Source organism: Neobacillus solisequens (genome assembly GCF_051233465.1).
GTDB lineage: Bacteria > Bacillota > Bacilli > Bacillales > Cytobacillaceae > Neobacillus.
The window spans coordinates 138,043-151,846 of the sequence record NZ_JBKFGJ010000004.1; the positions used below are offsets into that span (position 1 = coordinate 138,043).

The window sequence follows — 13,804 nt, forward strand, 5'->3', positions numbered from 1 at the left end:
TTACAAGTGAGGGGGTTAGCTGATAAAATACAGATATAGTTTAATAAAGAAGGGATCAATCATGAAGGTTGGAATTATTGGAGCAGGCTCAATTGGATTATTATTTGCCTCCTACCTAAACAGAGCAGTTGAAGTAACTATTTATACGAGGACAGCCGAACAGGCAGTGGAGATAAATAAACATGGAATTCTCCTTTATAAGGGAGAAATATGTAAAAAGTCATCAGTCAGGGCACTCCCTATCTCGCAGTGGGAGGGCGATGAAAACGTAACAATAATTACTGTTAAACAATATCAACTGGAGCCAATAATCGATAAAATATCGAATTTGTCTGCATCCGCTAACAACATATTATTTTTGCAAAATGGTATGGGACACTTAAAGCAGCTTGAATCCATTCAATCAGAAAATATTTTTGTGGGGTCCATTGAACATGGTGCAGCAAAAGAAAACAACTTTACAGTCAGTCATAATGGGGCAGGAATTACGAAGGTAGCTGTTTTTAAAGGGAATGAGGGAAAATTAAAAGAGTTTATAACGGCTATGCCTGATGATTTTCCGTTTGTTTTCCACGAAAACTTCTATAGCATGTTGCTGGGAAAACTAGTCGTGAATGCAGTCATTAACCCGTTAACTTCACTGCTTAGTGTTAAGAACGGTGCATTGATTGAGAATCCCTACTATTTTAATGAAGTGCAAAAGGTTTATTCTGAAATAGCTTCCATTTTGCTTCTGGAAGATTCTGCTTGGCACTTTGAACAAGTGGTTCAGGTTTGCCGGAAAACAGCCGATAATCGCTCTTCTATGCTGAAGGATTTGGAAGCAGGGAGACCAACTGAAGTAGATGCCATATTAGGTTATTTAATAAATGAGGCCAAAATTCAACATAAAGAGGCACCATTGATCAGTCAGTTATTTAACCTGATCAAAGGTAAAGAGCAAGTTGATGGGAGTGAGTTGGTGTGAGCGCCTTCCTTTCAACGCTCTTATCAATATTTTTTATCATGCCCTTCTTTGGGTTTGTGTTAATTCTAGTAATCTTTCAATATATTTATAAAAACCCAAAAAAATCGTTTCATAAAGCTATTGATTACTCAACGATTCTTTTCATTATTTCTGTCTACTTTTTAATGGAAACGATATGGGGAAAATCATTTTTTTGGCTAATACTATTAGTATTAATCGTGACGGCAATGTTTTTTGTGATTATCCATTGGAAAGTTAAGGAAGAAGTTATCATTCATAAAGTTCTTAAGGGGTTCTGGCGATTTACGTTTTTGATGTTTTTTGTGGTGTATATTTCCTTGACTCTTTTTGGTTTAATCCATCGTGCATTAGTTTTTTCTCTCTCCTGAAAAAGTTAGTGCATATATTTTTTGATATTTAGTGGGGAATGGTATACTCATTAAAGGACAATTAGGTGATCAGAAAGGGAGTAACTAAATGGAGATGTTAAATCTCTCCTTGCCTGCAACGAATCGGTTTGCTTCTAATTATTTGGAACAATCTTCAGACATCATGCCTTTTTTTCACTATCGCTACAATGATGTACATGAGGACCAAAATCGATTGGCAGAATTAAAGGAAAGAAGATTTCTTCGCGAGCAAGTGGCAAATCATATTGAAAGATTTATGCAAAAATTTCCCTCTTCCATAGAGGTGGAACATTCCATTCGTAAGTTAAAAAACGAAAATAGTGTAGTTGTCATTGGTGGACAACAGGCAGGAATCTTAACCGGCCCTCTTTATTCCATCCATAAAGTCATCTCCATTATCAAATTGGCACAACAAAAGGAACAGCAGCTGGGAGTACCGGTTATTCCTGTTTTTTGGATAGCTGGGGAGGATCATGATTATCAAGAAGTGAATCATGTATTTGTTCCGGTTGGTGAAAAAGCGGATAAATGGATATATCCAGAAAAAGTTCTGCAAAAGAAAATGGTTTCAGATATTGAAATTGACCGAAATATTTGTAGAGAATGGGTCTACAACTTAGTCGAGAATTTGGGCGAGACGGAATACACGAATCAGTTATTGGAATTTAGTCATGTCCTCATTGAAAAATCAACAACATTCGTCGATTTTTTTGCTGGGATCGTAATGGAGTTGTTTAAGGATTATGGACTATTGGTCGTGGATTCAGGGAATAGTGAGTTCCGTCAACTACAAAAGGAATTTTTGATGGAGCAAATTAACAACCATCAAGGGATTACCTTAACTTTATTAGAGCAGCAGCAGCAAATAAGAGAAAAAGGGTTCCCTACAACGATTGAAGCAACTGAACAATCTGCTAATTTGTTTTTTTATGATCAAATTAGAAACGAACGTATTTTACTTGAATATGACAATGAAGATCATCATTTTGTGGGGAAAAATGGTACAGTTTCCTTTACAAAAGAGGAATTAGTGGAGATTGTTGCCAATCATCCCGAAAAACTAAGTAATAATGTAGTAACAAGGCCATTAATGCAGGAATGGCTTTTTCCAACCATCGCCTTTATTGCTGGTCCTGGAGAAATTGCATATTGGGCAGAACTTAAACTGGTTTTTGAATCATTTAATATCAAAATGCCGCCAATTGTTCCGCGATTAAATATTACTTTGCTTGATCGGTCGATTGAGGGAGAGTTGGAAGAAATACAATTAAGTCTTGATCATGTTTTACAACAGGGAACAACAGGAAAACGAGAGCAATTTTTAGCCTCTATCAAGGATCACGAAATAGATGATTTATTTCAAGTCATGAAGGACCAATTAAAGGAACAATACCGGTTGGTTGAGGCAAAAACATCAGAAATAGAACGGGGACTCATCCCGCTAGTAAGGAAAAATGAATCATTCTTACTAAAAGATCTGAACTTTATGCAGACAAAGCTTCAAGATGCTGTCACTAAGAAACACGATATCCGTTTAAAGAAGTTTACCCGCATTGATTTAGCTTTAAGACCAAACGGAATCCCTCAAGAAAGAGTATGGAATATTTATTATTACTTAAATCACTACGGACTAGATATCATAAATAGAATCATGGCACTTTCCTTCGAATTTGACGGAACGCATAAGGTAATCAAACTATAAAAACTCCACCATCTCCGGTGGGGTTTTTCTTTTTTACAAAAAAACAGCTTTCAAAAAAGGATTTTTCGTTTTTTCAAAGAATTAGTTAAAAAATAGGTGGTGGAAAGTGGGGGATTGTGGTACATTTTTAATAGAAAGTGGGGGTAATGGGTATGTTCATGGGTGAGTACCATCACAGCATTGATAATAAAGGCCGCCTAATTGTGCCCTCCAAATTTCGAGATGATCTTGGTGAAATGTTCATCATCACAAGAGGTTTGGATCAGTGTTTATTTGGTTACCCATTATCGGAGTGGGCTCAGATCGAAGAAAAGCTCAAGGGTCTCCCGCTGACAAAAAAAGATGCCCGTGCATTTACCCGTTTTTTCTTCTCAGGTGCTACAGAGAGTGAATTGGATAAACAAGGAAGAATCAATATTCCAGCACCACTTTTGCAGTATGCAAAGCTGGAAAAAGAATGTGTTATTTTAGGAGTTTCCAATCGAATTGAAATTTGGAGCAAACAAATTTGGGAAGAATATTTTTCGCAATCTGAAGAATCTTTTGCGGATATTGCAGAAAATATGATTGGCTTTGATATATAATGGACAAGTTATATTAATATATTTTCTGTAAAAAATTCTTATTTTTTAACCGATTGGAAAAGGTGGTAAAAAATGTTTAATCATACAACTGTGTTATTAGCTGAAGCTGTTGAAGGACTTTCCATTAAGCCTGATGGAATTTATGTCGATTGTACTCTAGGAGGAGCAGGGCATAGTTCCCTGATTCTATCAAAGCTTGGAGATCGCGGAAAACTGTTTGCGTTTGATCAGGATGAAACAGCTATTGCTAATGCAAAAGAAAAATTAAAAGAATATGGTGACAAGTTAACAATTGTAAAAAGTAATTTTTTATTTTTGCAAGAAGAACTTGAAAAATTAGGTATTACCAAAGTTGATGGAGTCCTTTATGATCTTGGTGTTTCATCACCACAATTGGATACGCCGGAGCGAGGGTTTAGTTACCATCATGATGCCCCATTGGATATGAGAATGGACCATGATGCACCGGTTTCAGCATATGATGTAATTAATGATTGGTCATATGAGGATCTGGTCCGAATATTTTTTAGATATGGCGAGGAGAAATTCTCTAAACAGATTGCCAGGAAAATTGAAGCGGCCAGAGAAAAGAAACCTATTGAATCGACAGGGGAATTAGTAGACTTAATTAAGGAGGCTATTCCTGCACCTGCCCGCAGAAAAGGTGGACATCCAGCCAAGCGGATTTTTCAAGCAATCCGCATTGCCGTAAATGATGAATTAGCAGTCTTTGAAAAATCACTGAACCAAGCAATCGAATTGTTAAATCAAGAGGGAAGAATTAGTGTTATTACCTTCCATTCACTAGAGGATCGGATTTGTAAGGCCACATTCAAAAAAGCCAGTGAAACACCTGACTTGCCTCCAGGTTTACCAATGATTCCTGATGAATACAAACCAACATTAAAACTCATAACGAGAAAGCCGATACTACCATCAGAAGATGAACTTGAACAAAATAATCGTGCACGTTCTGCAAAGTTGCGAGTTGCTGAGAAATTATAGAATGAGGGAACATTTAAGTAAGTCCCGTTAAAAAATGAATCCGGAGGGGAAACGTGTGAGTAATCTTGCCAGGAATTTTAAACAACAACAGCAGCAAGAGGAACAAATTGTCCAAGACAGGAAACCATTAAAAATTAAAAAGTCCTGGCTTACTCCAGGTGAAAAAATTATTGGAGTAGCTTTCGCTGGCTTAGTTTGCTTTGGTGCTGTTCATCTTATCTCAAATCAGTCACAGATCTATCAAATTAACAAAGACATCCAGAAAATGGACGATCAAGTAAAGGAACAGCAAAAGGTTAATGAAGACCTAAAGGGTCAAGTCAGCGAACTGAGCAGATATGAGCGGATTTATGAAAAAGCAAAAAGCATGGGGCTCATGTTAAATGAAAATAACGTCAAGGTTGTGCAGGAGAAATGATTAAAAAACAGCCAAATATGAATGTGGGAGCAGCGATATTATTTGCAATATTCGGCCTGCTCTTTTTTGTCTTAATCGTCAGGTATTATACGATTCAAATCACAGGTGAGGTTGGAGGTCAGCCGCTTGCTGCTAAGGCACAGCAAAAATACAGCAAGGAAGGCATTTTACCTGCGCAGCGAGGCGAGATTTTAGATCGTACCGGTGAAGTAATTGCTGAAGATACCGTTTCATATAAGTTAGTTGCTATTCTCGATAAAAAAATGACAACGGATCCCAAGAAGCCGAGACATGTTACGAATCCAAGGGAAACCGCAGAAAAACTGGCAAAGTATATTGATATGGATGAATCTGATATTTATAAACGATTAACCAGAAAAGGATTGTTTCAAGTCGAATTCGGTAAGGCAGGCAGGGATATTTCTCATGAAACTAAGATAAAAATTGAAAGTCTGAAGCTTCCTGGCATTACCTTTCTTAGAGATTCCAAACGTTTTTACCCAAATGGAACTTTTGCGTCACATTTAATTGGCTATGCGGATAAGATTGAACAAAAGGACAGTTCTTTTAAAACAATTGGAAAGATGGGCATCGAGAAGTCATTTAATAATCAGTTAACTGGAACAAATGGAAAACTTGATTATGAAAGTGACCTGTGGGGATATATTCTTCCAGACGGGAAGCAAAAAGTGACACCAGCTAAGGACGGTCAAGATATCTATTTAACCATTGATAAAAAAATCCAGACCTTCTTAGAGGATGCCATGGATAAGGTGGCCAAACAGTACAAGCCGAAGAAAATCATAGCCATTGTCGCAGACCCGAAAACAGGAAATATATTAGCGATGGGACAGCGACCATCCTTTGATCCGGATACGAAAGAAGGTATTACTAAGAGTTGGCATAATGAAGCGATTGAGACATCTTATGAACCAGGATCAACGATGAAAATCTTTACTCTAGCTGCCGCTGTTCAGGAGGGTGTTTTTAATCCTAATGAAACCTATCAATCTGGTTCTTACAGGGTTACCAATAGAGATAAAGCGATTCATGACCACAACTACTCCGGTTGGGGGACTATCACCTATTTAGAAGGTGTTCAACGGTCATCAAACGTAGCTTTTGCGAAAATTGCCAACGAGAAATTAGGCTTTGAAAGACTTAGAGAGTATTTAACAAAGTTTGGCTTTGATAAACCAACAGGAATTGAATTGCCTGACGAAACAGCCGGAAAAATCAGATATACCTACCCTATTGAAAAAATTACCACAGCTTATGGACAAGGGACTGCTATTACACCGATTGAACAAATTCAAGCTGCAACCGCTATTGCAAATGATGGGAAAATGCTCAAGCCGCATGTTGTGGATAAAATTGTCGATCATGATACCGGAAAAGTAATAGAAGAAACCAAACCTGAAGTAGTATCTCAGCCAATATCTGCTAAAACTGCAAGTACGGTGCGCGACTACCTAGAAACGGTTGTTACTTCCCCAAACGGGACGGGCGGCAGGTATAAAATTGAAGGCTATAGTGTTGCAGGGAAAACGGGAACTGCTAATATTCCTGGACCAGGTGGGTATTTAAAGGGAGCAAACAATTATATTTTTTCCTTTCTAGGTATGGCTCCCAAGGATGATCCAAAGTTAATTGTTTATGTAGCTGTTCAACAACCTCAATTAGCAGGAATGGAAACCGGTCAGGGGGCAATTCCTGTTTCCGGTGTTTTTAATCCCGTTATGCAAAATAGCTTGCACTATTTAAATATTCAACCGTCTGTCATTGAAAAAGCTACAGTTAATAAATTGCCAAATCTTAAGGGGAACTCCGTGGAAGAAACGGAGAAAGACCTAAAAGAAAAAGGGTATGAGACTGTCATAGTTGGAAATGGAACAGATGTAGTGGACCAGCTTCCAAAAGCTAATACGCCGGTACTAGAAGGTGAAAAGGTAATCATTAAAACGAATGGAGAGTTAACAGCACCTGACTTAACAGGTTGGTCATTAAGAGATGTTATGAAATTTGCCAATCTTACAGGATTAAAGCTAAATTCTAAAGGGAACGGTTATGTCGTTGGACAAAATATAAAGCCAAAGGCACCTTTAAATAAAGGAGATTTCCTTATCGTTGATTTAAAAACCGCTGAGGAACAGTGGAATCAGCAGCAATCTGACCAAAAAGAAGATAGCACCTCAAAAAAAGAGACAAGTAAGAAAACAGTCCAAGATTAGGTCTAAATCCCGCTTTCTATAGCGGGATTTTAACTGTTTAGGGTAGTGACTATCGTTCTATTAAAACCAGTACAAGCATATTTATGAATGATGATGAAAAGGAGGCATGTTCATAATTATGCGCGTTTCAAATGTAACGGTCCGTAAACGGTTAATGATTGCACTATTCGTCGGAATTCTCATTTTTTTAATCATTGATGTCAGACTAGGCTATGTACAATTTTATTTAGGAAACATGCTAACTGGCTGGGCAAAAGATTCATGGAGTAGAAATATCCCTTTTGAACCTGAACGAGGGGAAATCGTTGACAGGAACGGTGTTCCGCTGGCAACAAATATAAGTGCTCCTACCGTTTGGGTTGTTCCGCGACAAGTAAAGGATCCTGCAACAACGGCGGAAAAACTGGCAGGAGTATTAAATATGTCAAATGAAGCAGCTTACCGAGAGATTACCCAGAAAGAAAGGATAGTCAGGATTAAAGAGGGAAGAAAAATCTCACATGAAAAGGCGAAAGAAATTAGAGCGCTAGGACTTGAAGGAATCTATATCGGAGAAGATTCAAAACGATATTATCCATATAAAAGTTATCTTTCCCATGTTCTTGGTTTTGCAGGAGTGGACAACCAAGGGTTAATGGGATTGGAAAAATACTACGATAAAGAATTAAATGGAAAACGCGGCTCGGTAAAATTCTATGCCAATGCAAAGGGAGAACGTATGAATGATATGGCCGACGATTATGAAAAACCTATAAAAGGTCTTGATTTAAAGTTGACCATTGATACAAAAGTGCAAACGATTGTTGAGCGTGAGTTAGATATTGCTCAAGCTAAATACAATCCAGACGGGATCATTGCCATTGCCATGAACCCGAATAATGGTGAAATTTTGGCGATGTCAAGTCGTCCAACCTTTGATCCAACCAATTTTCGAAATGTACCTCAAGAAGTATATAACCGAAATTTGCCCGTTTGGATGACATATGAGCCCGGTTCCACTTTTAAGATTATAACCTTAGCAGCAGCTTTAAATGAGAATAAAGTTAACTTGGAAAAAGAACATTTTCATGACCCGGGTTCGGTACAAGTGGCGGGTGCAAGGCTAAAGTGCTGGAAAAGAGGCGGACATGGTGATGAGAGCTTTCTCGAAGTCGTTCAAAACTCCTGCAACCCTGGATTTGTGGAGTTAGGTCAAAGGCTAGGGAAGGAAAAACTGTTTAAATATATTAAAGACTTTGGGTTTGGACAAAAAACAGGGATTGACCTTCAAGGGGAAGGGACAGGCATCCTGTTTAACATGGATCGGGTAGGACCGGTAGAATTGGCAACAACCGCCTTTGGGCAGGGTGTATCTGTAACACCGATCCAACAGGTTACGGCTGTTTCTGCTGCCGTAAATGGCGGTATATTATATAAACCATATATTGCAAAAGAATTAATAGATCCTGTCACAAAAGAAGTTGTAATGAGGAATACGCCGGAAGAAAAACGAAGAGTCGTTTCCGAGAAAACCTCCCAAGAAATTCGTCATGCCTTGGAAACTGTTGTTGCTCAGGGGACAGGAGGCAAGGCTTTTGTTGATTCCTATCGTATTGGTGGAAAAACCGGTACAGCTCAAAAGGCAGTTGGTGGGAGATATTTAGAAAATAACTTTATCGTATCATTTATTGGTTTTGCTCCTGCTGACGACCCGCAAATAGTTGTGTATGTAGCAGTGGATAATCCAAAAGGGGTTACGGCTTTTGGGGGAACAGTAAGTGCTCCTATTGTTGGTAATATTATGAAAGATAGTTTAAGTGCGATGGGAGTTGAACCAAGAAAAGAACAGATAGAGAAAAAGGTAAAATGGCCAGATACACCTTTAATTAAACTTCCCGATTTTGTAGGTTTAACAAGAAGTGAACTACAGGAACAGTTGGTCAACTTAACAGTTGATTCGAGCGGTGAAGGTGATGTTGTCGTCAGACAGTCGCCGGAAGCGGGTTCAAAGGTAAAAGAGGGTTCAAAGGTCAGATTATATTTTGGTAGCGGAAACTAAGGTAGATTTTTAGGAGATGCTTAATTTTTTTACAAATGTCCCCTACTAAATAGCAAAAATAAATTTTTTCATGTAAAATAAGATGGAACTTTTCTCAAAAGATAAAATGAAATATTTGTCAAAAGTCTATGTAAGGTCATGAGAGGAATTGAGGTAAACATGAAGCTACAAGAGCTGCTAAAGTCTTTGCATCTGTTGACACCATATAATGGAGTTGACTTGGAAATTACATCGCTTGAAAACGATCATCGTAAGGTGCAACCTGGGAGCTTATTTATTTGTATAAAAGGTTATACTGTGGATGGTCATGACTTTGCCGAAGCTGCTGTTAAAAACGGGTCGGTGGCAGTTATAGCACAACGTGAATTAGATATAGAGGTACCTGTTATAATCGTTAATGACACCACCCGAGCAATGGCAGTACTTGCTGATGCATTTTATAGGCATCCAACCAGAAAGTTAAAATTAATCGGGATTACAGGTACAAATGGTAAAACGACCACCAGTCATATGATTGAAAAAATTTTCGCTGACCAAGGAGAGAAAACCGGACTCATTGGTACGATGTATACAAAAATAGCTGATCAAATCATCGAAACAAAAAATACAACACCAGAAAGCTTGACACTTCAGAAAACGTTCCATGAAATGGTAGGCCATGGGGTCGAAACTGCTGTCATGGAGGTTTCGTCCCATGCCCTGGATTTAGGCCGAGTACATGGCTGCGAGTATGATATTGCAGTATTTACCAACCTAACACAGGATCACCTTGACTTCCATAAAACTATGGAAGAATATCAGCGAGCTAAGAGTTTATTATTCTCTCAGCTAGGCAATAGCTTTGATCCTCACAAGCCTAAATTTGCCATTCTAAATGCCGATGACCATGCCAGCGAGGTTTTTAAAAAAGTTACAGCGGCTCATGTTGTTACATATGGAATTGATCAACCTGCAGATATTCGTGCGATTAATATTCAAATGCAATCAACCGGTATTAAGTTTGATATTTTGATTAATGGTCTGAGCTACCCTGTTCATATTCAATTATTAGGCAAATTTAGTATTTATAATGTATTGGCAAGCTTTGCCGCTGCTTTAGTATCCGGAATAGAAATAGAAGAAATTATCTGCTCGTTGGAATCCATTAAAGGGGTGTCTGGCCGATTCGAACTTGTTCAAGCTGGCCAAGATTTTACCGTCATTGTGGATTATGCTCATACACCAGATAGCTTGGAAAACGTGTTGAAAACCATACAAACTTTCGCTAAACAAAAAATCTTTGTCGTGGTTGGCTGTGGCGGTGACAGAGATCGGACAAAACGGCCTATAATGGCACAAATAGCGTGCCGTTACGCTACGAATCCTATTTTTACATCTGATAATCCTAGAAGTGAAGATCCTGTAGCGATTTTAGATGAAATGGAGACCGGTGTTAAGGGAGAAGTGTATCAGGTCATACCGGATCGTAAAGATGCCATTTATTCCGCGATTGAGCAGGCTTCATCGGGGGATGTCATTTTGATTGCCGGTAAAGGGCATGAAACCTATCAAATTATTGGCAGCGTCGTACATGATTTTGATGATCGGATTGTGGCACTGAAAGCAATCAAGGAGAGATCATAATGCAGTTCGTCTATGAAGATTTATTACAATTATTTCCTGACGCCCAGGGAATTCGAGAAGATTTTATCTTTTTAACTATTTCTGACCAAGCCAATGTAAATCAACCTAAAGGATTGTTCATTCCTACGAGTGAGAGATCTGGGGAACTTTCAAAAGCAATAGAAAACGGCGCAATTGCTGCCATATGGGAAAAAGGAAAAGCATTGCCTCATTATACACCCAATCATTTTCCAGTTTTTTTTGTAAATGACGTGGTGGAAGCGATGATGAGCCTTTTGCAGTGCTATATAGATAAAGTAAATGGAGAAACTGACATTAAAATGGGGATTACTAATTTTATCATTTCAAATAAAGAACTTCTTAATAAAAAAATAGAGACATATGATATAGCTGTAATGCTAAAAAAAATTAACGACATACAAAATAACCTAATGGAAAGGAGGGGATAAAATGCTTGAGCAAGTTATATTTTTCACAATCGTCATGTCATTTTTAATTTCTGTCCTTCTGTCTCCTGTATTTATTCCCTTCTTGAGAAGGTTGAAATTTGGACAAAGCATTCGTGAAGAAGGACCAAAATCTCATCAGAAGAAATCAGGTACACCAACAATGGGTGGAATCATGATTTTATTTTCTATTGTCATTACAACCATAGTTATGGCAGGTAAATTTTCGGAGCCAACAGTTAAAACCTATCTGCTTCTTTTAGTGACTTTAGGATTTGGCTTACTTGGGTTTTTAGATGATTTCATTAAAGTCGTATTAAAACGAAATCTTGGATTAACGTCCAAACAAAAGTTTTTGGGGCAAATTATCATTTCGGTCATTTTTTATTTAGTGTACCGACAACAAGGATTTTCCACTGAAATTCATATTCCTTTTACCGATACCTCCTTTGATTTAGGCTGGTTTTTCGTGTTGTTTATCGTATTTTGGCTGGTTGGCTTTTCGAATGCCGTTAATTTGACAGATGGTCTTGATGGATTGCTGTCAGGCACAGCAGCCATTGCCTTTGGAGCATTTGCTGTTCTGGCATGGAATCAATCACAAATGGAGATTGCTATTTTTTCGGTTGCTGTTGTTGGTGCAGTATTAGGTTTCTTAGTATTTAATGCCCATCCAGCAAAGGTATTTATGGGAGATACAGGTTCACTAGCATTAGGAGGGGCGATTGCAACGATTTCGATCCTGACAAAGCTTGAAATCCTCCTGCTTCTAATTGGTGGTGTTTTTGTAATAGAAACCTTATCGGTTATCCTTCAAGTTGCCTCATTTAAAACAACTGGAAAACGAATTTTCCGGATGAGCCCACTGCACCACCACTATGAGCTTGTAGGTTGGTCTGAATGGAGAGTAGTGGTAACCTTTTGGAGTGTAGGTTTAATATTGGCAGTACTAGGAATCTATATAGAGGTGTGGTTGTAATTGAAGCAGATAGAATCGTATCGTCATAAAAAAATACTCGTTTTAGGTCTTGCCAAAAGCGGTGTCAGTGCATCCGTACTTTTACATAAGTTAGGAGCTTTTGTGACAGTAAATGACCAAAAGCCATTATCTGATAATCCTGAGGCACAGGGATTATTGGAACAGGGAATTAAAGTTATTTGTGGTGAGCACCCAATTGAACTTCTTGATGAAGGATTTGAATTAATTGTAAAAAATCCGGGGATTCCTTATAAAAACCCTATGGTTATTGCGGCAATTGATAAAGGGATTCCTGTTATAACGGAAGTCGAACTTGCTTATCAAATTTCTGAAGCTCCTTTTATTGGTATTACCGGAACAAATGGAAAAACCACTACAACAACATTAATTTATGAAATGCTAAAATCGGGTAATAAACAGCCGTTAATTGCCGGAAATATCGGTACCGTTGCTTCCGGAGTTGCTGAAGAAGCAACAAGGGAAAATACAATTGTTATTGAACTATCTTCGTTTCAGCTTATGGGTATCCAAACATTTAACCCGAAAATTGCGATCGTCACCAATATTTATGACGCCCATTTGGATTACCATGGATCAAAAGAAGATTATATGAAAGCAAAAGCAAGTATTACTAAAAATCAAACAGAGCATGAATGCTTAATTATTAACGCTGATCAGGAAGAAACTATGGCAATTGCGAGTCATTCCAAAGCAAAGATTATTCCTTTTTCAACAAAGAAGGATTTAAAGGATGGTGCCTGCCTAAAAGATGGCTGGTTATGCTTTAATCAAGAACCGATCATGGAGATCAAAAACATTGCATTGCCGGGCGTGCATAATCTTGAAAATATTCTTTCCGCTGTTTCGGCTGCAAAGCTATCAGGTGTAGCTAATGAGGCGATTCAGGAGGTGCTTTCAACCTTTACGGGTGTCAGGCACCGTTTGCAATATGTCGATGAAGTATTGGGCAGAAGATTTTATAATGATTCAAAAGCAACTAATATTTTAGCAACGATAAAGGCTTTGACTGCGTTTGAGACTCCTGTCATTCTATTGGCAGGTGGATTGGACCGGGGAAATGAGTTTGATGAGTTGATTCCATATTTGAAAAATGTAAAAGCATTAATTTCATTTGGTCAAACTGCACCTAAGATTGAAAGGGTTGGAATGGAGGCTGGAATAAAAAATTTCCGGCGTGTCGATAATGTTGACAAGGCCGTACCTGCTGCGTTTGAATACTCAGAACCAGGTGACGTGATTTTGTTATCTCCTGCATGTGCAAGCTGGGATCAATATAAAACTTTTGAAGTCAGGGGAGACATTTTTATCGAAGCGGTGCATAAGCTTAAGTAGGGGCTTGGCCTACTTTGTTCTTGCGTGGTACTCCGAAGCCCTAAATCT

General features: G+C 38.3%; 12 protein-coding genes. All 12 read left to right on the top strand.

Annotated elements, in window-relative coordinates; genetic code table 11:
* The first annotated feature begins 61 nt into the window (after positions 1-61).
* Positions 62-967: a 2-dehydropantoate 2-reductase gene (locus ACI3K6_RS06490; RefSeq protein WP_435554181.1), complete on the top strand. Its 906-nt coding sequence runs from the start codon at positions 62-64 to the stop codon at positions 965-967.
* A 38-nt stretch (positions 968-1,005) separates the two neighbouring features.
* Complete coding sequence (locus tag ACI3K6_RS06495) at positions 1,006-1,356, top strand: DUF3397 domain-containing protein (protein ID WP_335475530.1); 351 nt, start codon at positions 1,006-1,008, stop codon at positions 1,354-1,356.
* Positions 1,357-1,444: 88 nt separating this feature from the next.
* Entirely contained in the window at positions 1,445-3,079 is a 1,635-nt protein-coding gene (bshC, locus tag ACI3K6_RS06500; protein WP_435554182.1) for a bacillithiol biosynthesis cysteine-adding enzyme BshC, read from the top strand.
* A gap of 152 nt (positions 3,080-3,231) precedes the next feature.
* On the top strand, positions 3,232-3,663 hold the full coding sequence (gene mraZ, locus ACI3K6_RS06505) for a division/cell wall cluster transcriptional repressor MraZ (RefSeq protein WP_335475494.1): 432 nt from the start codon (positions 3,232-3,234) through the stop codon (positions 3,661-3,663).
* Positions 3,664-3,735: 72 nt separating this feature from the next.
* On the top strand, positions 3,736-4,668 hold the full coding sequence (gene rsmH, locus ACI3K6_RS06510; protein ID WP_335475491.1) for a 16S rRNA (cytosine(1402)-N(4))-methyltransferase RsmH: 933 nt from the start codon (positions 3,736-3,738) through the stop codon (positions 4,666-4,668).
* Between the two features lie 55 nt (positions 4,669-4,723).
* Positions 4,724-5,086 carry a cell division protein FtsL gene (ftsL, locus tag ACI3K6_RS06515; RefSeq protein WP_435554183.1) on the top strand — a complete coding sequence of 121 codons (363 nt, stop codon included), beginning with the start codon at positions 4,724-4,726 and terminating at the stop codon, positions 5,084-5,086.
* On the top strand, positions 5,083-7,317 hold the full coding sequence (locus tag ACI3K6_RS06520) for a penicillin-binding protein (RefSeq protein WP_435554184.1): 2,235 nt from the start codon (positions 5,083-5,085) through the stop codon (positions 7,315-7,317). Before ftsL ends, ACI3K6_RS06520 begins: the two co-directional genes overlap by 4 nt.
* Before the next feature lie 118 nt (positions 7,318-7,435).
* The gene (locus ACI3K6_RS06525; protein ID WP_435554255.1) at positions 7,436-9,355 is read left to right on the top strand and encodes a stage V sporulation protein D; all 1,920 of its coding nucleotides are present in this window, start codon (positions 7,436-7,438) and stop codon (positions 9,353-9,355) included.
* A 159-nt stretch (positions 9,356-9,514) separates the two neighbouring features.
* Positions 9,515-10,978 (top strand): UDP-N-acetylmuramoyl-L-alanyl-D-glutamate--2,6-diaminopimelate ligase, encoded by a 1,464-nt coding sequence (locus tag ACI3K6_RS06530; protein WP_435554185.1) that lies wholly within the window; start codon positions 9,515-9,517, stop codon positions 10,976-10,978.
* Entirely contained in the window at positions 10,978-11,427 is a 450-nt protein-coding gene (locus ACI3K6_RS06535) for a hypothetical protein (protein WP_335475481.1), read from the top strand. Before ACI3K6_RS06530 ends, ACI3K6_RS06535 begins: the two co-directional genes overlap by 1 nt.
* A 1-nt stretch (position 11,428) precedes the next feature.
* Complete coding sequence (gene mraY, locus ACI3K6_RS06540; RefSeq protein ID WP_335475479.1) at positions 11,429-12,403, top strand: phospho-N-acetylmuramoyl-pentapeptide-transferase; 975 nt, start codon at positions 11,429-11,431, stop codon at positions 12,401-12,403.
* Positions 12,404-13,756 carry a UDP-N-acetylmuramoyl-L-alanine--D-glutamate ligase gene (gene murD, locus ACI3K6_RS06545; RefSeq protein WP_435554186.1) on the top strand — a complete coding sequence of 451 codons (1,353 nt, stop codon included), beginning with the start codon at positions 12,404-12,406 and terminating at the stop codon, positions 13,754-13,756.
* The last annotated feature ends 48 nt before the right edge of the window (positions 13,757-13,804 follow it).